Annotated in this window: 18 protein-coding genes; 8 read left to right on the forward strand and 10 right to left on the reverse strand. The window is 60.1% G+C overall.

Annotation, left to right across the window (positions count from 1 at the left end; genetic code table 11):
* Window positions 1–90 precede the first annotated feature (90 nt).
* The 6 genes from J1G18_RS00725 (at window position 91) to yccS (ending at window position 9,950) form a co-directional block, all read left to right on the forward strand.
* A complete protein-coding gene (locus J1G18_RS00725; protein WP_223006943.1) occupies window positions 91–1,533 on the forward strand; it encodes a TldD/PmbA family protein in 1,443 nt (480 codons plus the stop codon).
* Window positions 1,533–2,870 carry a TldD/PmbA family protein gene (locus J1G18_RS00730; RefSeq protein WP_134787519.1) on the forward strand — a complete coding sequence of 446 codons (1,338 nt, stop codon included), beginning with the start codon at window positions 1,533–1,535 and terminating at the stop codon, window positions 2,868–2,870. The genes J1G18_RS00725 and J1G18_RS00730 overlap by 1 nt, the downstream gene beginning before the upstream one ends.
* Before the next feature lie 202 nt (window positions 2,871–3,072).
* On the forward strand, window positions 3,073–4,512 hold the full coding sequence (gene mdtD / locus J1G18_RS00735) for a multidrug transporter subunit MdtD (protein WP_047596520.1): 1,440 nt from the start codon (window positions 3,073–3,075) through the stop codon (window positions 4,510–4,512).
* Between the two features lie 299 nt (window positions 4,513–4,811).
* On the forward strand, window positions 4,812–6,197 hold the full coding sequence (dbpA, locus tag J1G18_RS00740; RefSeq protein ID WP_223006944.1) for an ATP-dependent RNA helicase DbpA: 1,386 nt from the start codon (window positions 4,812–4,814) through the stop codon (window positions 6,195–6,197).
* Window positions 6,198–6,350: 153 nt separating this feature from the next.
* The gene (locus J1G18_RS00745; protein WP_210556458.1) at window positions 6,351–7,529 is read left to right on the forward strand and encodes an NAD(P)/FAD-dependent oxidoreductase; all 1,179 of its coding nucleotides are present in this window, start codon (window positions 6,351–6,353) and stop codon (window positions 7,527–7,529) included.
* Between the two features lie 228 nt (window positions 7,530–7,757).
* Window positions 7,758–9,950: a YccS family putative transporter gene (gene yccS / locus J1G18_RS00750; RefSeq protein ID WP_223006945.1), complete on the forward strand. Its 2,193-nt coding sequence runs from the start codon at window positions 7,758–7,760 to the stop codon at window positions 9,948–9,950.
* A gap of 112 nt (window positions 9,951–10,062) precedes the next feature.
* Here the strand turns inward: yccS and J1G18_RS00755 are convergent, their stop codons facing one another.
* The gene (locus J1G18_RS00755; RefSeq protein ID WP_027610632.1) at window positions 10,063–10,800 is read right to left on the reverse strand and encodes a substrate-binding periplasmic protein; all 738 of its coding nucleotides are present in this window, start codon (window positions 10,798–10,800) and stop codon (window positions 10,063–10,065) included.
* A 256-nt stretch (window positions 10,801–11,056) separates the two neighbouring features.
* On the opposite strand from J1G18_RS00755, the gene J1G18_RS00760 reads away from it, so the two are divergent.
* Window positions 11,057–11,509 (forward strand): GNAT family N-acetyltransferase, encoded by a 453-nt coding sequence (locus J1G18_RS00760; protein ID WP_135296737.1) that lies wholly within the window; start codon window positions 11,057–11,059, stop codon window positions 11,507–11,509.
* 116 nt (window positions 11,510–11,625) lie between these two features.
* Here J1G18_RS00760 and J1G18_RS00765 read toward each other — a convergent pair whose 3' ends face one another.
* The 3 genes from J1G18_RS00765 to J1G18_RS00775 are packed head-to-tail and all read right to left on the reverse strand — an operon-like array spanning window position 11,626 to window position 14,629.
* Complete coding sequence (locus tag J1G18_RS00765; protein WP_003229005.1) at window positions 11,626–11,922, reverse strand: helix-turn-helix domain-containing protein; 297 nt, start codon at window positions 11,920–11,922, stop codon at window positions 11,626–11,628.
* A 51-nt stretch (window positions 11,923–11,973) separates the two neighbouring features.
* Window positions 11,974–12,462 carry a M48 family metallopeptidase gene (locus J1G18_RS00770; protein WP_098966017.1) on the reverse strand — a complete coding sequence of 163 codons (489 nt, stop codon included), beginning with the start codon at window positions 12,460–12,462 and terminating at the stop codon, window positions 11,974–11,976.
* Window positions 12,463–12,505: 43 nt separating this feature from the next.
* Complete coding sequence (locus tag J1G18_RS00775) at window positions 12,506–14,629, reverse strand: putative bifunctional diguanylate cyclase/phosphodiesterase (protein ID WP_223006946.1); 2,124 nt, start codon at window positions 14,627–14,629, stop codon at window positions 12,506–12,508.
* A gap of 334 nt (window positions 14,630–14,963) precedes the next feature.
* On the opposite strand from J1G18_RS00775, the gene J1G18_RS00780 reads away from it, so the two are divergent.
* Window positions 14,964–15,632, forward strand: a complete 669-nt coding sequence (locus J1G18_RS00780) for a polysaccharide lyase family 7 protein (protein ID WP_096795728.1) — start codon at window positions 14,964–14,966, stop codon at window positions 15,630–15,632.
* Window positions 15,633–15,852: 220 nt separating this feature from the next.
* Here J1G18_RS00780 and J1G18_RS00785 read toward each other — a convergent pair whose 3' ends face one another.
* The 6 genes from J1G18_RS00785 to epd form a co-directional block, all read right to left on the reverse strand.
* Complete coding sequence (locus J1G18_RS00785; RefSeq protein WP_127646195.1) at window positions 15,853–16,299, reverse strand: hypothetical protein; 447 nt, start codon at window positions 16,297–16,299, stop codon at window positions 15,853–15,855.
* 394 nt (window positions 16,300–16,693) lie between these two features.
* Window positions 16,694–17,758 (reverse strand): class II fructose-bisphosphate aldolase, encoded by a 1,065-nt coding sequence (gene fba, locus J1G18_RS00790; RefSeq protein WP_003229012.1) that lies wholly within the window; start codon window positions 17,756–17,758, stop codon window positions 16,694–16,696.
* A 265-nt stretch (window positions 17,759–18,023) separates the two neighbouring features.
* Entirely contained in the window at window positions 18,024–18,356 is a 333-nt protein-coding gene (locus J1G18_RS00795; RefSeq protein ID WP_098966020.1) for an MliC family protein, read from the reverse strand.
* Window positions 18,357–18,413: 57 nt separating this feature from the next.
* The gene (locus tag J1G18_RS00800) at window positions 18,414–18,635 is read right to left on the reverse strand and encodes a hypothetical protein (RefSeq protein WP_007961876.1); all 222 of its coding nucleotides are present in this window, start codon (window positions 18,633–18,635) and stop codon (window positions 18,414–18,416) included.
* 34 nt (window positions 18,636–18,669) lie between these two features.
* Window positions 18,670–19,833: a phosphoglycerate kinase gene (locus tag J1G18_RS00805; protein WP_027610625.1), complete on the reverse strand. Its 1,164-nt coding sequence runs from the start codon at window positions 19,831–19,833 to the stop codon at window positions 18,670–18,672.
* A 26-nt stretch (window positions 19,834–19,859) separates the two neighbouring features.
* A complete protein-coding gene (gene epd, locus J1G18_RS00810) occupies window positions 19,860–20,918 on the reverse strand; it encodes an erythrose-4-phosphate dehydrogenase (RefSeq protein WP_098966022.1) in 1,059 nt (352 codons plus the stop codon).
* Window positions 20,919–20,952 lie beyond the last annotated feature (34 nt).

The raw sequence follows: 20,952 nt of genomic DNA on the forward strand, positions 1-20,952 counted from the left end.
ACGCAGGCCTACTCTAGACCTCGCGCAATCGTTTCCCCCCTCCCCGCCGAATCGCTTCACCCCGCAACTCCATAACAAGGAGGTTCCCGAATGTTCGATTTCCACCCCCAGCTCAAGCAGCGCTTCGCTGCCTTGCGCACGGGCGCCGAGTTTTTTTCCCTGCGGTATGTACGCGAGTCCGGCCAGTACCTGTCGGTGCGCAAGAACGTCGCCGAGCCGCCAAGCCTGAGCCGCGACGAAGGCGCGATGCTCACTGTGCGCGTCAACGGCGTCGAGGCTTACGCGGCGACCAACGACCTGTCGCAGCAAGGCCTGCAAGCCGCCCTTGAGCGCGCCGAACAGCAGGCCCGGCGACTGAAGCCGCACGCCTTGCTCGACCTGCGCAACCAGCCGGTGTCGAGCGATCGCGCTGATTACTTTTCGCCCAATCTTGAGCAACCCTTCCCGTCCCTGAGCGAATGCTTCGAGCTGCTCGGCGCGGAATCCGCCTCGGTGCCAAAGGATGAGCGCCTGGTGAATTGGGAAGCGAGCATCGGCATCACCCACGTCGAGCAGATCTACCTGAGCAGCGCCGGCGCCGAATTGCGCCAGGCCCAGCGCTTCGTCTATCCAAGCCTCGACGTCACCGCCTACGACGGCAACGACAGCCAGACCCGCAGCCTCGGCCGCGAGAACTTCGGCCAGCAGGGTGGCGCGGACGTGATCAGCCGTTGCGGCCTGGTCGGCGCCGGCCCGAAGGTGGCCGATCAGGCCCTGCAACTGCTGCTCGCGCCGAACACCCCGCAAGGCCCGCGCGATCTATTGCTGATGCCTGACCAGATGATGCTGCAGATTCACGAGTCCATCGGTCACCCGCTGGAGCTCGACCGGATCCTCGGTGACGAGCGCAATTACGCCGGCACCAGCTTCGTCAAAACCAGCGACTTCGGCAGCCTGCAATACGGTTCGAAGCTGCTCAACGTGACCTTCGACCCAGACATTCCCGAAGAGCTGGCCAGCTACGGCCACGATGACGACGGGACCAAGGCCAGCAAACAATTCCTGATTCGCGAAGGCTTGCTGTTGCGGCCACTGGGCGGCGCGCTGTCGCAGTTCCGCGCCGGTCTCGACGGGGTTGCCAACAGCCGCGCCTGCGGCTGGAACCGGCCGCCGATCGACCGCATGGCCAACCTCAACATCGAGCCGGGCGATCAGTCGCTGACGCAACTGATCAGCGGCATCGAGCACGGCATTCTGATGAGCACCAACCGTTCGTGGTCGATTGACGATGCGCGCAACAAATTCCAGTTTGGTTGCGAGTGGGGTCAGTTGATCGAGAACGGTGAACTCAAGGGTGTGGTGAAAAATCCGAACTACCGGGGCATTTCCGCGCACTTCTGGAAGAGTCTGCGCGCGGTCGGCAATGCCGGCACCCGAATGGTGCTGGGCACGCCAAACTGCGGCAAGGGCGAGCCGAACCAGGTGATCCGCGTCGGCCACGCTTCACCGGCCTGCGTATTCAGCAACGTTGATGTGTTTGGGGGAGACGCCTGATGAGCATTTCGAAGAGTCAGTCCGACGCCTTCAAGGTCATGGTCAATTGGCTGCGCGACAGTGTGCGCGAGCCGGAACAATTCACCCTCAGTTACGCCGCCGAATCCTCGGCGTTCGTGCGTTTCAATCACGCTAAGGTGCGTCAGGCCGGCCAGGTGCAGCAAGCCGACGTCGGGCTGAAGCTGATCAACGACGGGCGTCACGCCGATCTGCACATCACCCTGTCCGGTGATCAGGAAGCCGATCTGCAACGCCTCGCCGAAGGCCTGCAACAACTGCGCGAAACCCTGCCGCTGCTGCCACAGGATCCGTACCTGCTGCTCAACCACAACGGCTGGCAGAGCAACAACGTGCAGGAACATCCGCTGCCGGACACCGAGCAGGTAGTCGAGGAAATCTGCACCGCTGCTGAAGGTCTGGATCTGGTCGGCTTCTATGCTGCCGGCCCGATCAGCCGTGGTTTCGCCAGTTCCTCGGGGGCGTTCGGCTGGCATCAGGCCAACAGCTTCAACTTCGACTTCAGCCTGTTCCACGACAACGGCGAAGCAGTGAAAGCCAGCTACGCCGGGCACGAGTGGAGCAGCGAAGGCTTCACCCGCCGCTTCCAGCAGGCCCGCGAGCAACTGGCGTTCCTTGGTCGACCGTTACGCACCCTCGCACCGGGGCAATACCGCGCGTACCTGGCGCCGGCCGCGCTGGAAGAAATCATGGGCATGCTCAGCTGGGGCGGCTTCTCGGCGCAGTCGATTGCCAGCAAAAGCAGCCCGCTGCAGAAGCTGTATGTCGGCGATCAGACGTTCAGTCCGCTGGTCTCGCTGGATGAGCAAGTCAGCGGTTCGTTGAGCCCGGCATTCTCCGGGGAGGGTTATCCGCGCAGCGATCTGCGGCTGATCGTCGAAGGCAAGGCCGGTGATCAACTGGTCGGTTCGCGCAGTGCCGCCGAATACGGCCTGACCGCCAACGGCGCCAGCGGCGGTGAAATGCCAAGTGCACTGAACATGGCCGCCGGTGATCTGTCACAGGCAGAGATCCTCAAGCAGTTGGGCACCGGGCTGTACATCAGCAATTTGTGGTACCTGAACTACTCGGATCAACCGGCGGCGCGCCTGACCGGCATGACTCGCTTCGCAACTTTCTGGGTCGAGAACGGCGAGATTCAGGCGCCGGTCAGCACCATGCGCTTCGACGACAGCGCTTACAGTCTGCTGGGTTCGCAGCTGGAAGCATTGACCGCCGAGCGTGAGTTGCTGCTGTCGGCGAGCACGTATAGCCAGCGCAATACCTCGTCGGCACTGCTGCCGGGGGCGCTGGTGAGCCGACTGACCTTGACCCTGTAAACGCAAACCTCCAGCACACCTTGGGATCAAGTACTGGAGTGAACCCTGTGGCGAGGGGATTTATCCCCGATGGGTCGCGTAGCGGCCCCGCTTTTAAAATCAAATGCAGGGGACTGCTGCGCAGTCCATCGGGGATAAATCCCCTCACCACAGAGTTTCATGCACAACAAGCCATTTGGATTAACCACCCACAAGAGGTTCCATGCCCACACGCCCGCCTCTCGACGCCATCACCGCCCGCTGGTTGCCGTGGGTCGTCGCCATTGCGTTCTTCATGCAGTCCCTCGACGGGACCATCCTCAACACCGCCCTGCCGGCCATGGCCCGGGATCTGGCCGAAGACCCGTTGCGCATGCAAGGTGTGGTCATCGCCTACATGCTCACCGTGGCCTTGCTGATTCCGGCCTCGGGCTGGATCGCCGATCGCTTCGGCACCAAGAAGATCTTCTTCGGCGCGATCCTGCTGTTCAGTTTCGGCTCGCTGCTCTGCGCGTTATCGAGCAGCCTGAGCATGCTGGTCGGCGCGCGGGTGATCCAGGGTCTGGGCGGCGCATTGATGCTGCCGGTCGGACGGCTGGTGGTGCTGCGCGCCTACCCGCGTTCGGAACTGGTGCGGATCATGGGCTTCATCACCATTCCCGGTCTGCTCGGCCCGCTGATCGGCCCGACCATGGGCGGCTGGATGGTGCAATACCTGACGTGGCACTGGATTTTCCTGATCAACCTGCCGGTCGGTGTTCTCGGCTGCTACGCGGTGTGGAAGTTCATTCCCGACCTGCGCGGTACTGAACGCACGCGCTTCGATAGCCTCGGTTTCCTGCTGTTCGGCGCGGCGATGATCCTGATCACCATCGCCATGGAAGGTCTGGGCGAATTGCACTTGCCGCATCTGCGGGTGATGTTGCTGCTGTTCGGCGGTCTGGCCTGTCTGGCGGCGTACTGGCTGCGCGCCGGGCGCGTCGAAAACCCGCTGTTCGCCCCTTCGCTGTTCAAGACCAGGACTTTCGCGGTCGGAATTATCGGCAACCTGTTCGCCCGCCTGGGCAGCGGCGCCCTGCCGTTTCTGGTGCCATTGCTGCTACAGGTGGCGCTGGGTTATTCGCCATCGCAAGCCGGAATGAGCATGTTGCCGCTGGCTGCAGCGGCGATGTTTGCCAAGTGGATGGCGCGGCCGCTGATCGAACGCCTCGGCTATCGCATTGTGCTCACCGGCAACACTCTGGCGCTGGGAATCATGCTGGCGAGCATGGGCCTGGTCAGCGAGCAGACGCCGTACTGGCTGCTGTTGTGCCTGCTGGCAGTTCTCGGCGCGATCAACTCGCTGCAATTCACCGCGATGAACACCGTGACCCTGATCGACCTCGACGACGCCAGCGCCAGCAGCGGCAACAGCTTGCTGTCGGTGGTGGCGCAATTGTCGCTGAGTCTGGGCGTGGCCTGTGCCGGTGCGTTGCTTGGTGGCTTCACGGCGGAGATCGGCAACGATGGCGTCGAAACCGTGCTGGGTGCGTTCCAGCTGACCTTTGTTACCGTCGGAATCATGGCGATGCTGGCAGCGACGATCTTCTCGCAACTGTCGAAAGAGGACGGTCGCCGGGTCAAACGCCCGGATGAACATCCGGATGAGCACATTGAACACTAGGCAGTGTCATGTCTTGTGAATGCTTTTGTGGTGAGGGGATTTATCCCCGATGGGCTGCGCAGCAGCCCCATAATCTGCCGCCTCAGTACATCTGGCTGATCGCGTTCAACCTTTTCAGGGGGTGCTGCGCACCCCATCGGGGATAAATCCCCTCGCCACAAAGGCTCCCTCGCCACAGGTTTATCTTCATTCAAGGAAAGCCTGGGGGAATGAAATCAGGCACTGTTCGTCCAGAACTTTCGAGGAAAGTGGCACGGGGCTGCTACACTGCGCGACATTTTGTTTTGCAGGCCAGTCCCGTGACCACCATCGCCACCGCTTTTAATACTCTGCCGCTGTCCGCCGCCATGCTGGCTAACCTCGAATCCCTCGGTTATGCCCAGATGACGCCGATCCAGGCGCAGAGCTTGCCGGTGATCCTCAAGGGGATGGACCTGATCGCCCAGGCCAAGACCGGCAGCGGCAAGACCGCCGCGTTCGGCATCGGCCTGCTGAACCCGATCAACCCGCGCTACTTCGGTTGCCAGGCGCTGGTGATCTGCCCGACCCGTGAGCTGGCCGACCAGGTCGCCAAGGAAGTCCGGCGTCTGGCCCGTGCCGAAGACAACATCAAGGTTCTGACCCTGTGCGGCGGCGTGTCGTTCGGCCCGCAAATCGCTTCGCTGGAGCACGGCGCGCACATCATCGTCGGCACCCCGGGACGTATCCAGCAGCACCTGCGCAAGGGTTCGCTGGTGCTCGACGGTCTGAACACGCTGATCCTCGACGAAGCCGATCGCATGCTCGACATGGGCTTCTACGACGCCATCGAAGACATCATCGAAAAGACTCCGGCACGCCGTCAGACCCTGCTGTTCTCCGCCACTTATCCGGTGGGCATCAAGCAACTGGCGTCGAAATTCATGCGTGATCCGCAAACGGTGAAAGCCGAAGCGTTCCATGACGACACGCAGATCGAACAGCGCTTCTACGAAATTTCTCCGGAAGAGCGCATGAGCGCAGTGACCAAAGTTCTGCACCACTTCCGCCCGGACTCCTGCGTGGCGTTCTGCTTCACCAAGCAGCAGGTGCAGGAAACAGTCGATTACCTGACCTCCAAAGGCATCTCCGCCGTCGGCCTGCATGGCGATCTGGAACAGCGTGACCGCGACCAGGTGCTGGCGATGTTCGCCAACCGCAGTACGTCGGTCCTGGTCGCCACCGACGTGGCCGCCCGTGGTCTGGACATCGATGCGCTGGACATGGTGATCAACGTCGAGCTGGCCCGTGACTCGGAAATCCACATTCACCGCGTTGGCCGTACCGGTCGTGCCGGCGAGAAAGGCATCGCGGTCAGCCTCGTTGCGCCGTCCGAAGCGCATCGCGCGCAAGCCATCGAACAGCTGCAGAAAGCTCCGCTGAACTGGGATCAGGTCGACAACCTCAAGTCCCAGGGCGGCGCCCCGCTGCAGCCACCGATGAGCACGCTGTGCATCGCCGGCGGGCGTAAAGACAAAGTGCGTCCGGGCGACATCCTCGGCGCACTGACCGGCGACGCCGGTATCCCGGGCGCGCAGGTGGGCAAGATCGCGATCTTCGACTTCCAGTCGTATGTGGCGGTTGAACGCACCGTGGTCATGCAGGCACTGCAGCGCTTGAACAACGGCAAGATCAAGGGCCGTTCGCTGCGCGTGCGGGTTTTGTAAACGATCTTCCAAGCAAAGAAGATCCCCTGTGGGAGCGGGCTTGCTCGCGAATGCGGTGTATCAGGCGACTTATGTGTCAACTGACATACCGCATTCGCGAGCAAGCCCGCTCCCACAGTTTGTTTTGTAGCGACCTACCAAGAGGACACCGTTTTGCGCTCTACCGAAGTCGTGATCATTGGCGCTGGCGCCGCAGGGTTGATGTGTGCACTGACCGCCGCCGGGCGTGGGCGTCAGGTGCTGCTGCTCGACCACGCGAACAAGGCCGGCAAGAAAATCCTGATGTCCGGTGGTGGCCGCTGCAATTTCACCAACATGTACACCGAACCCGCCAATTTCCTCTCGGGTAATCCGCATTTCTGCAAATCGGCACTGGCGCGCTACACCCAGTGGGATTTCATCGGCATGGTCGCCAAGCACGGCGTGCCCTACCACGAGAAGAAACTCGGTCAGCTGTTCTGCGATAACAAATCCAGCGACATCCTCGGCATGCTGCTCGACGAGTGCGATCAGGTCGGCGTCGAGCTGCACCTGGACACCTCGATCCAGACCATCGAGAAAGTCGAAAACGGCTACCTGCTCGACACCACCCTCGGCCAGCTCCAGTGCCAGTCGCTGGTGATCGCCACTGGCGGCCTGTCGATCCCGACGCTGGGCGCCACCGGTTTCGGTTATCAGGTCGCCAAGCAGTTTGGCCATGAACTGCTGCCGACTCGCGCCGGACTGGTGCCGTTCACCATCACTGATCAGCTCAAGGAACTGTGCACCGAGCTGTCCGGTACTTCGGTGGATTGTCTGGTCAGCTGCAACGACCAGAGCTTTCGCGAGAATATTCTGTTCACTCACCGTGGCCTCAGCGGCCCGGCGATTCTGCAGATCTCGTCGTTCTGGGAGCCGGGCGACACCGTGGAGATCAACCTGCTGCCGGATCACGACACCGCGGCATGGCTGCAACAGCAAGTGGCCGAACGCCCGAACAGTGAACTGAAAACCCTGCTCGGCGAGATCTTCACCAAGAAGATGGCCAACCTGCTGGCGGACAACTGGTTCGTTTCCAAACCGATGAAGCAATACACCCACGCCGAACTGGCGCAGATCGCCGACAAGCTCGGCAGCTGGAAAGTCGTCCCGGCCGGCACCGAAGGCTATCGCACCGCCGAGGTCACGCTGGGTGGCGTCGATACCCGCGAAGTGTCGTCCAAGACCATGGAGTCGCTGAAAAGCCCGGGGCTGTATTTTGTCGGCGAAGTGCTCGACGTCACCGGGCATCTGGGCGGTTTCAACTTCCAGTGGGCCTGGGCCTCGGGGTACGCGGCTGCGCAGTACGTCTGATCCAACACAAATCAAAAAACTGTGGGAGCGGGCTTGCTCGCGAATGCGCTGGATCAGTCGACATACATGTTGAATGACACACCGCTTTCGGGAGCAAGCCCCCTCCCACAGTTGTTATGTGTGATGCAGTAAGGAACACTTTTTGCTGTCAGATGTGATCGGCGCCATTGCGTCGGCGTCATTACTGGCTCAATTTAGCGGCATCGCCTCGGAAGGCCTTCGCACTTCATGTCCTCGACCTCGTTTCGTCAGTCTTTGCGGCGCCTGTGGGCGCTGGATAAATTCAGCTACAGCGTGCGGGTGTTCATCGCCCTGACCGGCAGCATGGCGCTGTGTTGGTATCAGGATGAAATGGGCCTGCTGATCCCATTGTTCCTCGGGATCATCGCCAGCGCCCTGGCCGAGACCGACGACAGTTGGCAGGGCCGTCTCAACGCACTGGCAGTGACACTGGTGTGTTTCAGTATCGCCGCGCTGTCGGTGGAACTGCTCTTCCCCTACCCCATCGTGTTCGCCATCGCCCTGGCCTTGGCCAGCTTCGGCCTGACCATGCTCGGCGCACTCGGCGAGCGTTATGGCGCGATTGCCTCGGCGACCTTGATTCTGTCGGTTTACACCATGATCGGCGTGGATCAGCGCGGCGGCGCGGTCACCGATTTCTGGCACGAACCGATGCTGCTGGTGGCGGGTGCCGCGTGGTACGGCCTGCTCTCGGTGCTGTGGCAAGCGATGTTTTCCAACCAGCCGGTGCAGCAGAGTCTGGCGCGGCTGTTCCGTGAACTGGGTTTCTACCTGAAGCTGAAAGCCTCGCTGTTCGAGCCGATCCGCAAACTGGATGTCGAAGGTCGACGGCTGGAACTGGCGCAGCAAAACGGTCGCGTGGTCGCCGCGCTGAACAGTGCCAAGGAAATCATTCTGCACCGGGTCGGCAACGGTCGCCCGGGGTCGAAAGTCAGCCGTTATCTGAAGCTGTATTTCCTCGCCCAGGACATCCACGAACGCGCCAGCTCTTCGCACTATCCGTATAACGCGCTGGCCGATGCGTTCTTCCACAGCGACGTGCTGTTCCGCTGCCAGCGTTTGTTGCGCCAGCAGGGCAAGGCCTGCCGCGCGCTGGCCGAATCGATCCAGATGCGCCAGCCGTTCGTCTACGACGCCAGTTTTGCCGAAGCACTGACTGACCTCGATGCCTCCCTTGAACACCTGCGCATCCAGAGCAATCCGGCGTGGCGCGGCCTCCTGCGCTCGCTGCGTGCCCTGGCCGCCAACCTCGGCACCCTCGACCGTTTGCTCAGCGACGCGAGCAACCCGGATGCCTTGGCGGACGCCACCGACAGCAGCCTGCTCGACCGCTCACCGCGCAACCTCAAGGACGTGTGGATTCGCTTGCGCACCCAGCTGACGCCGACCTCGTTGCTGTTCCGCCATGCCCTGCGCTTGCCGCTGGCACTGAGTATCGGCTACGGCATGGTGCATCTGATTCACCCGTCGCAGGGTTACTGGATCATCCTCACCACGCTGTTCGTCTGCCAGCCGAACTACGGCGCGACCCGGCGCAAGCTCGGTCAGCGGATTCTCGGCACCGCCATCGGCCTGACCGTGGCGTGGGCGCTGTTCGATCTGTTCCCCAGCCCGCTGGTGCAGTCGTGCTTCGCGATCGCCGCCGGGGTGGTGTTCTTTACCAACCGCACCACGCGCTACACGGTGGCGACCGCCGCGATCACGATCATGGTGCTGTTCTGCTTCAACCAGATCGGCGATGGCTACGGGCTGTTCCTGCCGCGCCTGTTCGATACCCTGCTCGGCAGTCTGATCGCCGGCCTGACGGTGTTCCTGTTCCTGCCGGACTGGCAGGGCCGACGCCTGAACAAGGTGCTGGCCAACACCCTGACCTGCAACAGCATCTACCTGCGCCAGATCATGCAGCAATACGCTGCCGGCAAGAGCGACGACCTCGCCTATCGCCTGGCCCGACGCAACGCGCACAACGCTGATGCGGCGCTGTCGACAACGCTGGCGAACATGCTCATGGAGCCGGGGCATTTCCGTAAGGAAGCGGACGTCGGTTTCCGTTTTCTGGTGCTGTCGCACACCCTGCTCAGCTACCTCTCCGGGTTGGGCGCGCATCGCGAAACGCAGCTACCGGCAGACGTGCGTGAACAACTGATAGACGGCTCCGGAGTGAAACTGGCCGCGAGCATCGACGACATTGCCCAGGGCCTGGCGAACAAGCAACCGGTGGCGATTCAGAGTGACGAAGAAGAAGCGCTGGCCAATGAGCTGGAGCAGATGCCGGACGAGATCGATGAAGGACAGCGACTGGTGCAGACGCAACTGGCGTTGATCTGCCGGCAGCTGGGGCCGTTGCGCACGTTGGCGGCGCATTTGATCAAAGACACCAGTGAGGTCAGCGGCGGCTGATCAGACGCCATCGCGAGCAGGCTCACTCCTACAAGGGAACGCATTTCAAACTGTAGGAGTGAGCCTGCTCGCGATAGGGCCATCAGCCACTTAACAAATTCTGGATCAGCTCTCACATCCCATGCTGGCGCAGCAACTTGTCATAACTGCCATCCGCCTTCATCGCCGCAATCGCCTTATCAAACCCGGCCACAATCTGCTCATGCTGCGGATTCTTCAGGCTTACCAGAATATGCAGGCTGTTCTCGCTCAGCGGCTTGGGCAGAAACTCCACGGCGTTGCGCACTTTGGCTGATTCGCGGGCCAGGTAATAGCGCGCGACGTACTCATCCTCCAGGGTCAGCTTGACCCGGTCCGCCGCCAGCATGCGCACGGCCATGGCGAAGTTATGCACAGGGACTTTCTCCAGTGCGGTATCGGCATCGAAGGCCTGCGAGTAGGCATAACCGCGCACCACCGCCACCGGGTAGGTGTGCAGTTGTTCCAGGCTGCCGTACTCCAGCGGCGTGTCCTTGCGCTTGAGAAAGCGGATGCGGTTGAGCAGGTATTCGCCAGAGAACTGGCCGATTTTGGTCCGTTCGTCGTTGTACCAGGCGTTGACCAGCACGTCGTATCGTCCTTCGCCCACCCCCAGCAGTGCCCGCGCCCAAGGTACCTGTTCATAGTCGCTGGCATAACCGGCCCGCGCCAGCGCGGTGCTGACGATGTCGGTGGCCAGACCACCGTTGACCAGCGTGTCGTCGGTAAAGGGCGGCCAGATATCAAACACCAGTCGCAACTTCTCCGCTGAGGCGGTTTGGGCCAGCAAGAGCAATCCGATCAAAGCAAAGGCTCGATGCAGTCGCGGCATGCTTGAAAATCCTTAGCGGGCGGGCTGCCCAGCGTGTTTTCAGTCAAAACCCCAAGGCCCCTTACCGGCGAAACCCAGGCCCTAACAGTAGCTCATTGAAGCCAGTGCACAGCGCTTTCCAGCAGATTACACAAAGCAGCCGCTATCGCGAGAAAGGAATGATGGCATTTTGACCTTTGTCACAGACTGTTCCGCCATACAGACATCCGGCGCCAGTGCCCTTAGTATCGGGCGACGGAGTTCAAGGAGTCGGAAGATGACAATCGAGTGGGTCTGCAAGCATCACAGTGATCTGGGCAAAGAAGAGTTGTACGCACTGCTGAAGCTACGCTCGGAGGTGTTCGTGGTCGAACAGAAATGCGCCTACCCGGACCTCGACGGCCAGGATCTGGGCGGCGACACCCATCACCTCATGGGTTGGGAAGATGATCAGTTGATGGCCTATCTGCGCCTGCTTGATCCCGAGTCCCAGGGCGGTGACGTGGTGATTGGCCGCGTGATCATCGCGCCGCAGGGCCGTGGCAAAGGGCTGGGGCATGTGATGATGGAACACGCACTGAAACAGGCCGGGAAGCATTGGCCGCAGGTGCCGATCTATCTGTCGGCGCAGGCGCATTTGCAGGGATATTACGGCAGGTACGGGTTTGTGGTGGCGGGTGAGGAGTATCTGGAGGATGACATTCCGCACATAGGCATGCGTCGTCCTTGAGGGCCCCTTCGCGAGCAAGCCCGCTCCCACATTTTGATCGCATTCCATCTGAAGGAACTCGGTCTACTGTGGGAGCGGGCTTGCTCGCGAAGGCGTCAGCTCAGGCACTGCGAAACTCAGGGATACTCCAGCACAGCCTTGATCTGCCGCAGATTACGCTCGATCCACCCGCGATCAATCGCCCCCCATTCACGAATCCGATAGCGCCCGGCATGATTGCGCGCGCCCTCTTCCTGCTCGAATTCACAGACGATGTCCAGATCCGCCAGCGCGGCGATCGTGTCCTGCGCCGTGCGCCGGGGCATGCCGGTCACTTCGGTCAGCGCCGGGACGCTTGGGGCCAGGCCGCTGTCGATCAGGTAGGCCACGTACAGGCGCCGGTAAAAGCTGCTTTTGGTCTTGCTGACGTCCATGCATGGGCTCCGTTAATTAAAAGATCAAAAGATCGCAGCCTTCGGCAGCTCCTACAAATCGCGCCACGTCAGGTATACCCGCAGATCGAACTCGATCTGGTGATACCCCGGCAGCATGTGTTCGCACAATTTATAGAAGGCCTTGTTGTGATCCGACTCCTTGAAGTGCGCCAGTTCATGCACGACGATCATCTTCAGGAACTCGGGGGCCGCCTCCTTGAACAACGAGGCGATGCGAATCTCTTTCTTGGCCTTGAGCTTGCCGCCCTGCACCCTTGAAACCGTGGTGTGCAGGCCCAGCGCGCGGTGCGTCAGGTCGAGGCGGTTGTCGAACAGCACCTTGTCGATGGCCGGCGCGTTGCGCAGGTATTCCTGCTTCAGGTCCAGCGCGTAGCTGTACAGCGCCTTGTCGCTCTGCACATCGTGACGCCCCGGATAGCGTTGGCTCAGGTAGTCACCCAGACGCTGTTCGGCGATCAGTTGGCGCACCTGATCCTGCAATTGCGCGGGATAGGCCTGGAGGTATTTCAACGCAGTCATGGGCACGGCAATACGGTTCGAAAAGAGCGCCAGTGTAGCGAATTCAAACCGGCAGCGCGCCCCAGTCGAAGGGCTCGGCGAAGCTGGCGGCGTCTTCGGAGGTCAGCGGGCGCGCCACCAGGAAACCCTGCACATATTCGCAGCCATGCGCTTGCAGCCATTGGTACTGCTCGATGGTTTCCACGCCTTCGGCGATCACCAGCAAACCGTACTGCTTGCACAGATTGATCACGTTGCTGACCAGCGCCGCGTCGCGCGTCGAATCCGGCAGCCGCGCAATCAGGTGTCGATCAAGCTTGAGCGTGTCCAGCTCCAGATCACGCAGATGCGCCAGCGAGCACGGCCCTGAACCGAAATCATCCAGCGCCACCCGCACCCCGAGATTGCGTAGCAGGCGCAGCTGTTTGCGGGTCTCGTCGGGGTTGTGCATCAGCGCGTCTTCGGTGATTTCCACCTCCAGTTGCCGTGGCTCCAGCGCGTGCCGCTCAAGCACCTGACGCAATTCGGTGACCAGGTTCGGCAGACCGAACTGGGTGTTGCTCAAACTCACGCCGAGCACCAGATCTTCGGCAAACAACGTTTCCCAGGCTTTGCGCTGGCCGGCGCCGCGATGATAGATCCAACTGCCGAGCCGACTGATCAGCCGTGCCTCTTCCAGCAACGGCAGGAACAGCCCCGGCGGCACATCGCCGACGCTCGGATGCTGCCAGCGCAGCAACGCCTCGAAACCGCGGATCTGCCCGCTGTCGATCGCGACCTGTGGCTGATACACCAGATTGAAATCGCGGTTCTCGATGGCGTTGCGCACGCTTTCCTCGAGCATCAGCCGCGAGCGGGCGCGACCGTTCATTTCGTGATCATAAAAACGATACTGCTGACGCCCGGCGCGCTTCGCCTCATACATGGCGATGTCCGAGGCGCGCAGCAAGCCGTCGAGGTTCGAGCCGCAGTCCGGGTAAGTGGCGATGCCGATACTCGCGCCGAGGGCGATGTCCAGCCCTTCGATCTGCTGACAGATCGACACCCGCTCGATGAGTTTCTCGGCAATCTTCGCCGCTTGCTCGGGGAACTCCAGATCGAGCAACGCCGTGAACTCGTCACCGCCCATGCGCGCGAGAATATCGAACGGCCTTAAGCACGCCTTCAACTGCTCGGAGACCCAGCGCAGCACCCGGTCGCCGGCATCGTGGCCAAGGGAATCGTTGACCCGTTTAAAGCCATCGAGATCCAGATACAGCAGCACCCAACTGCTGTCGCTGCGTTCACCGCGCAGCAGCAGGTTTTCCACCGTCTGATAAAAGCCCCGGCGATTGAGCAGACCGGTCAACGGATCGGTGACCGCCTGAAATTCCAGCTGCTGATGCAGGTGACGCACCACTGACATGTCCAGCACCGTCACCACCATCGCCCGCTGCTCGGCGGGCAGCGGCGCACAGGACAACGCCACCGGCACCTGTTGCCCCGGCGCCGTCCGCAACAACGCATCGTGCAGACGCAAGGTCTCCCCGCGTTTATAGCCGGCCAACAACTCGGAATCAGCCCACAGCGGGATGTGCGGTTTCTGCAGATAATCGAGAAATTCCTTGCCCTCCAGCTCTTTCACCGGCGCATTCAGCAGCCGCGAAATCGCCGGGTTGGCGAAGCGGATCAAACCGTCCTCGCCGAGCACCAATATTCCTTCCGCCGCGTTATCCAGCACCGAGGCATTGAAGGCCCGCGCGACCTCCAGATCATGACTCAGGCGCTGCAAGGCGCGGCGGTTGCGCTGGTGTTCGAGCAATGCCTGGACTTTGGGCTTGAGGATCTGCGGATCGAACGGCTTGAACAGGTAATCCACCGCGCCACTGGCGTAGCCCTTGATCACGGCGTCCTGGGACTGTTCGTTGGCGGTGAGGAAAATGATCGGCGTGAGACGTGTGCGCTGGCTGCCGCGCATCAGCCGCGCGACTTCAAAACCGTCCATTCCTGGCATCTGCACGTCCAGCAGCACCAGATCGACGTCGTGTTCGAGCAGCAGATTGAGTGCCTCGAAGCCGGAGGCGGCGGTCATGACGTGCCAATCCTGACGCTGCAGCAACGCGCGCATGCTGATCAGGTTTTCAGGGTAATCATCAACGATCAAAAGGACAGAGCTGCCTTCACCTGGCTGGGGTTGCGCGCATTCCATGCTGCTTCTCTTGTCGGGACATCTCTTGTCGGACTATCGGCCGGTTCTTGGGAAAACCGTACAGTTACTGAGCCATCACTCTAGTCGCGGATCTGTGAAAGCAGAAGCTGTCACGCCGCCATCATTTAGCCAAAGCGGCGACTTACCGACTAACGGTCACCCCTGCAGCCCCCGAAAACCGGCACAGATGGCATTTCGACAGGATGTTGACGCCAATCATCTGCCAAACGGGCGTTAACAAAAAACTCCTCTACGCTTATAACTGCCGCCCGAAAAGGCGCGGGCTAGAGCTTCTGGCACTCGCGTTCAGGATGAATTGAGTGGAAGAACCGACATGATCGATCTCGCAACCTGGAACCTCAGCGTTCCCGTCGGCAGTCCGCCGTACACCGTCGAAACCTCCAAACTGGTGAATGGCTTCAAGGATCAGTACTTCCATTCCGACACCGGCACGCTGTTTTTCTGGTCACCGGTAACCGGGTCGAAAACCGAAAACGCCATCTACCCGCGCACCGAACTGCGCGAAACCTTCAGCAACGGCACCCTGCGCAACTGGTATTACCCGGACGCCGACAACACCCTGCGCGCAACCCTCGCGGTGAACAAGGTGCCCAGCTCGGGCAAGATCGTCATCGGCCAGATCCACGCGTATGAAAGCCAGAAGCCGATGGTGAAACTCGAATACCAGTACAAGACCAAAACTGAAACCGGCAACCTGGTGATCAAGGTGCGCATGCACCCCGATGACGATGAAAGCCGCGTCATCACCCTCGCCACCGGCATCAAACTCGACCGCGAATTCAACTACCTGATCCACCTCAGCCCCGGCGGTGCACTGGGCGTGAGCGCAGCGGGTTATCAGTGGGATTCACAAATCAGCGCGACGTGGCGCAACAAGCCGCTGTACTTCAAGGCGGGGGTGTATGTGCAGGACAACACCGGGTATACCAGTGAGGGTGGGCAGGTGACGTTTACCAAGCTGGATATTGATCACGACAAGTGACATCGGCGGCCCCGATACTTACACAAAACCCTGTGGGAGCGGGCTTGCTCGCGAATACGGTGGGTCAGCAACAATAATGTTGAATGACGTTCCGCATTCGCGAGCAAGCCCGCTCCCACAGGGCACCAACTGCGTGATGAGAGCAAAGGGGTGTCTAGTCTTGAAATGGTTTAAACCTATTTCAGGACTAGACACTTGGATTCTCCTTTCCCGCCCTTTCCTACGAAGCAGAAGTAGGGAAATTTACAAAAAACTCACCATCCGAAACTGCGAACCCCTTATTCCCTGGTTCCTTATGAAACCTAAATTTTCCTTTAATAACTCCAGAGCTATTTTTTTCCAGTACGAATAATCCAGATTGAGGCCTCCATGCAGGGGCATATCGCGCGTCGCATACAAAATCAATTACATTGGGGAAGTCTGGAAAATAGTGATATGTACCTGGAATAAGATCCTTGGAGAATAAAAATAAAATATTTTCTGAATGATGTTCAGTATGGCTACTTGTATGCACATAAATGTTGTCAGAGTAATCTCCATAAAGATGGGTAGATTTATACTCAGTTTTCTCTTCGCCACTTTCGCCATCCTTGCCGTACAAGATACAGCTGACCTCGCCACTGAGCTCATGCTTTTTAAATTTCTCACGGACATCAATGCTTGACATATCAATCTCTCCATTACATAGAAGGAACAAAATCAGTAAAGGGAGGGATAAATATATTTATCGTTACTTCCTTTCTGATTGCATTGAGACGATAGGCTGCAATGAATTTTAAATCACCTGTCAGAAATGACAGTTCTTTATGCGATTTCGAAATAAGCAAAATAATTTACGCAGTCGTTAACGAAATTTATTTTTCTCTCAAAAATAACTATGCATTCGCCCACATCTCGTGCGGGGAAAATGTCACACATATCGGGCTTATCGAGAGAAAATTTAAAAATCTTTTTTAACGACATTTTTAGCCGCCAGCCGTTAACTTGTTCACAATGAAAAACTCACACAAAAAAACCCGCCACTCGGCGGGTTTTTCATTTACGCGATCAAACGCCCAGGCTTAGTTCACCTTGGCGTTCAACTCACCCTTCAGATAACGCTGGAACATCGCTTCCAGCGAGATCGGCTTGATCTTCGAAGCGTTACCGGCAGTACCGAACGCTTCATAACGTGCGATACACACATCACGCATTGCCGTCACAGTCGCGCCGAAGAATTTACGTGGGTCGAACTCGCTCGGGTTGGTGGCCATCAGGCGACGCATGGCGCCGGTGGATGCCAGTCGCAGGTCGGTGTCGATGTTGACCTTGCGTACGCCGTACTTGATGCCTTCGACGATTTCTTCAACCGGTACGCCGTAGGTTTCTTTGATGTCGCCGCCGTACTGGTTAATGATCGCCAGCCACTCTTGTGGCACGGACGAGGAACCGTGCATCACCAAGTGGGTGTTCGGGATGCGCTTGTGGATTTCCTTGATGCGGTCGATCGCCAGCACGTCGCCGGTAGGTGGCTTGGTGAACTTGTAGGCGCCGTGGCTGGTGCCGATGGCGATGGCCAGGGCATCGACCTGGGTCTTCTTGACGAAGTCAGCGGCTTCTTCCGGGTCGGTCAGCATCTGGCTGTGATCCAGAACGCCTTCAGCGCCGATGCCGTCTTCTTCACCGGCCATGCCGGTTTCCAGCGAACCCAGGCAGCCCAGCTCGCCTTCAACCGAAACGCCGCAGGCGTGAGCCATGGCAACAGTTTGTTGGGTAACGCGGACGTTGTATTCGTAGTCGGTCGGAGTCTTGCCGTCTTCGCCCAGGGAGCCGTCCATCATCACCGAGCTGAAGCCCAGTTGAATGGAGCGCTGGCAGACGTCAGGGCTGGTGCCGTGGTCCTGGTGCATGCACACCGGGATGTGCGGGAATTCTTCGATCGCGGCCAGGATCAGGTGACGCAGGAACGGCGCGCCGGCGTATTTGCGAGCGCCGGCCGAAGCCTGGACGATCACCGGGGAGTCAGTCTTGTCAGCGGCTTCCATGATGGCGCGCATCTGCTCAAGGTTGTTGACGTTGAAGGCTGGAACGCCGTAGCCGAACTCGGCTGCGTGGTCCAGCATCTGGCGCATGCTGATAAGTGCCATTGTGTGTGTCTCTCCCGGTTGAGGGTCGTTAATCGTGCCAGCCTGCCGGAGCGGCGGCGGCTATTCAAGTGATTGCAGATCGGGGGTCGAAGCCCGGTCTGGTGATTCGGTGTTACCAAAATCTTGTGAACAACAGAGAACCCCTGTGGGAGCGGGCTTGCTCGCGAATGCGGTTTAACATTCACCATTACCGCAAGCTGATCCACCGCTTTCGCGAGCAAGCCCGCTCCCACATTTTGGATCTGTGTGAATCAATTCAATCGTCTTACTCGGCCTTGCAGCCGCGGCCGATCAGGTCATTGGTGGCGACCCAGTACACCAGGCCTTCGTCACCCTTGACGTGAAACGCCAGCATGCCGTCGCTGTACAGCACGCCCGAGGCGCCCGGCTCTTCTTTCAGGCGATAGACCTGATCACCGCCACCCAGCCGAACATCGACTTCCTTCTGGCCGGCATTGGCGTAGCGCCATAGCACTTTGGCCTGGCTGTCGCAGGTCCAGGTGGTCCAGCTGTCCGCAGGTGCGGACGACTGAAACAGGTTCAACTGCGCGCAACCGCCCAACAATGCCAACGCCGCAATGGCGATCAAGCCTTTCATCCGTGTTCCTCGACTGACAGCCAACGCCGCCAGCCCTGAGTTAAAGAGTCAGACCGGTCAAGGACAACCATGTTCCTTGGCCGGGGTTTGCGTCTCGTATTTGTCCAGACCGTCCGGCCCCGAGCGCTTGTTCAGCACCGGGTTGGTTTCGGCCTGCCAGTCGGCCTGATAGCAGCCTTTCTGTGCCGCATCCGGCGCAGGTGTCGCCTCGGCCTTCGGGTTACTCCCGCAGGCCGCCAGCGTACCGGTCAGCAACAACAGCGCTAACGACTTGACCATCTGAACACTCCTTTGCCTGGCCAAACGGGCGGCCTCAGGCCTTGGCCCGACTTTCCAGGACTTCAACGGCTGGCAGCACCTTGCCTTCGACGAATTCGAGGAACGCGCCACCACCGGTGGAAATGTAGGAGATTTGCTCGGCCACGCCATATTTATCGATGGCCGCCAGGGTGTCGCCACCGCCGGCGATGGAGAACGCGGCGCTGTCGGCGATGGCTTGGGCCAGCACTTTGGTGCCGTTGCCGAACTGGTCGAATTCGAACACGCCGACCGGGCCGTTCCACAGAATGGTTTTCGACGATTTCAGCAGTTCGGCGAAGTTGGCCGCGGTTTGCGGGCCGATGTCCAGAATCATGTCGTCAGCGGCAACGTCAGCGATCAGCTTGACGGTGGCTTCAGCACTTTCCGCGAACTCCTTGGCAACCACCACGTCCACCGGCAGCGGTACGCTGACCTTGGCGGCGATGGCGCGCGCGGTGTCCAGCAGGTCCGGCTCATACAGCGACTTGCCGACCGGGTGACCGGCGGCAGCGAGGAAGGTGTTGGCGATGCCGCCACCGACGATCAGTTGATCGCAGATCTGGCTCAGACTGTTGAGTACGTCGAGTTTGGTCGAGACCTTGGAGCCGGCAACGATCGCAGCCATTGGCTTGGCCGGTGCGCCCAGCGCCTTGCCCAGTGCGTCCAGCTCAGCGGCCAGCAGCGGGCCAGCAGCCGCGACTTTGGCGAACTTGGCAACACCATGCGTCGAACCTTCGGCACGGTGCGCGGTGCCGAAAGCGTCCATCACGAACACGTCGCACAAGGCGGCGTATTGCTGGGCCAGCTCGTCAGCGTTCTTTTTCTCGCCCTTGTTGAAGCGCACGTTTTCGAACAGCACGATGTCGCCGGCCTTGACGTCAACGCCGCCCAGGTAATCGGCCACCAGCGGCACGTCGCGGCCCAGGGCCTTGCTCAGGTAGTCAGCGACTGGCTTGAGGCTGTTCTCGGCGGAGAACTCGCCTTCGGTCGGACGGCCCAGGTGTGAGCACACCATCACCGCCGCACCTTTTTCCAGGGCCAGCTTGATGGTCGGCAGCGAAGCCAGGATACGCGCATCGCTGGTGACAACACCGTCCTTGACTGGGACGTTGAGGTCTTCGCGGATCAATACGCGCTTACCTTGCAGATCGAGGTCGGACATCTTCAACACGGTCATGGGTCGCACTTCCTGAGTAGCTGTTCTTAGAGAGCAGGTTTTTTTGAAATCGCTGTTTGCAGATAGTGATCTGCAACGTCCAGCATTCGGTTGGCAAAACCCCATTCGTTGTCGAACCAGGCCAGGATGTTCACCAGCTTCGGGCCGGAAACACGGGTCTGACTGGCATCGACGATGGCCGAATGTGGGTCATGGTTGAAATCACAGCTGGCGTGCGGCAACTCGGTGTAGGCCAGCAGCCCCTTGAGCGGGCCGTTGGTGGCGGCTTCGCGCAGGATCCGGTTGACCTCGTTGGCATCGGTCGCGGTGGCGGTCTGCATCGTGATGTCGAGGCAGGACACGTTGACCGTCGGCACGCGTACGGCTTTGGCCTGAATTCGCCCGGCAAGTTCCGGCAGCAGGCGCTCGATGCCACGCGCCAGACCAGTGGACACCGGGATCACCGACTGGAACGCCGAACGGGTGCGGCGCAGGTCTTCGTGGTGATAGGCGTCGATCACCGGTTGGTCGTTCATCGCCGAGTGAATCGTGGTGATCGACACGTAATCCAGGCCGATCGCCTTGTCCAGCAGACGCAACAGCGGCACGCCGCAGTTGGTGGTACAGGAGGCGTTGGACACCAGCAGTTCATCGCCAGTCAGGCAATCCTGATTGACGCCGAAGACGATGGTGGCGTCGACATCCGCCTCGCTGGCCATCGGCTGTGAAAACAGCACGCGTGGCGCGCCGGCGTCGAGAAAACGCTGGCCATCTTCGCGGGTGTGGTAGGCACCGGAACACTCCAGCACCAGGTCGACGCCCAGCGCCGCCCAGTCGATGCCTTCGGGGGTGGCACTGCGCAGGACCTTCACGCAGTCGCCATTAATATGCAGACAATCGCCTTCTACTCGCACTTCGCCGGGAAAGCGGCCGTGGGTGGAGTCGAAACGTGTCAGGTATTCGATGCTGGCCATGTCCGCCAGATCGTTGATCGCGACAATTTCAAACCCGGCCTTCTCGCCACGCTCGAACAACGCACGCAAGACGCAACGACCAATCCGGCCGTAGCCGTTGAGTGCAACTTTGTAGGGACGCGGTTGAGGCATGGGGTTCTCGATTACCGTTTGATTCCGTTATTGC

It is taken from the genome of Pseudomonas sp. MIS38, from assembly GCF_019891575.1.
GTDB lineage: Bacteria > Pseudomonadota > Gammaproteobacteria > Pseudomonadales > Pseudomonadaceae > Aquipseudomonas > Aquipseudomonas putida_A.

Coding starts and splice junctions, on each gene's coding strand:
- J1G18_RS00800 (WP_007961876.1), bottom strand. CDS start 18,635: ATGGTCAAGTCGTTAGCGCTGTTGTTGCTGACCGGTACGCTGGCGGCC.
- J1G18_RS00795 (WP_098966020.1), bottom strand. CDS start 18,356: ATGAAAGGCTTGATCGCCATTGCGGCGTTGGCATTGTTGGGCGGTTGC.
- J1G18_RS00725 (WP_223006943.1), top strand. CDS start 91: ATGTTCGATTTCCACCCCCAGCTCAAGCAGCGCTTCGCTGCCTTGCGC.
- mdtD (WP_047596520.1), top strand. CDS start 3,073: ATGCCCACACGCCCGCCTCTCGACGCCATCACCGCCCGCTGGTTGCCG.
- J1G18_RS00775 (WP_223006946.1), bottom strand. CDS start 14,629: ATGGAATGCGCGCAACCCCAGCCAGGTGAAGGCAGCTCTGTCCTTTTG.
- yccS (WP_223006945.1), top strand. CDS start 7,758: ATGTCCTCGACCTCGTTTCGTCAGTCTTTGCGGCGCCTGTGGGCGCTG.
- epd (WP_098966022.1), bottom strand. CDS start 20,918: ATGCCTCAACCGCGTCCCTACAAAGTTGCACTCAACGGCTACGGCCGG.
- J1G18_RS00770 (WP_098966017.1), bottom strand. CDS start 12,462: ATGACTGCGTTGAAATACCTCCAGGCCTATCCCGCGCAATTGCAGGAT.
- J1G18_RS00765 (WP_003229005.1), bottom strand. CDS start 11,922: ATGGACGTCAGCAAGACCAAAAGCAGCTTTTACCGGCGCCTGTACGTG.
- J1G18_RS00780 (WP_096795728.1), top strand. CDS start 14,964: ATGATCGATCTCGCAACCTGGAACCTCAGCGTTCCCGTCGGCAGTCCG.
- fba (WP_003229012.1), bottom strand. CDS start 17,758: ATGGCACTTATCAGCATGCGCCAGATGCTGGACCACGCAGCCGAGTTC.
- J1G18_RS00760 (WP_135296737.1), top strand. CDS start 11,057: ATGACAATCGAGTGGGTCTGCAAGCATCACAGTGATCTGGGCAAAGAA.
- J1G18_RS00805 (WP_027610625.1), bottom strand. CDS start 19,833: ATGACCGTGTTGAAGATGTCCGACCTCGATCTGCAAGGTAAGCGCGTA.
- J1G18_RS00785 (WP_127646195.1), bottom strand. CDS start 16,299: ATGTCAAGCATTGATGTCCGTGAGAAATTTAAAAAGCATGAGCTCAGT.
- J1G18_RS00730 (WP_134787519.1), top strand. CDS start 1,533: ATGAGCATTTCGAAGAGTCAGTCCGACGCCTTCAAGGTCATGGTCAAT.
- J1G18_RS00755 (WP_027610632.1), bottom strand. CDS start 10,800: ATGCCGCGACTGCATCGAGCCTTTGCTTTGATCGGATTGCTCTTGCTG.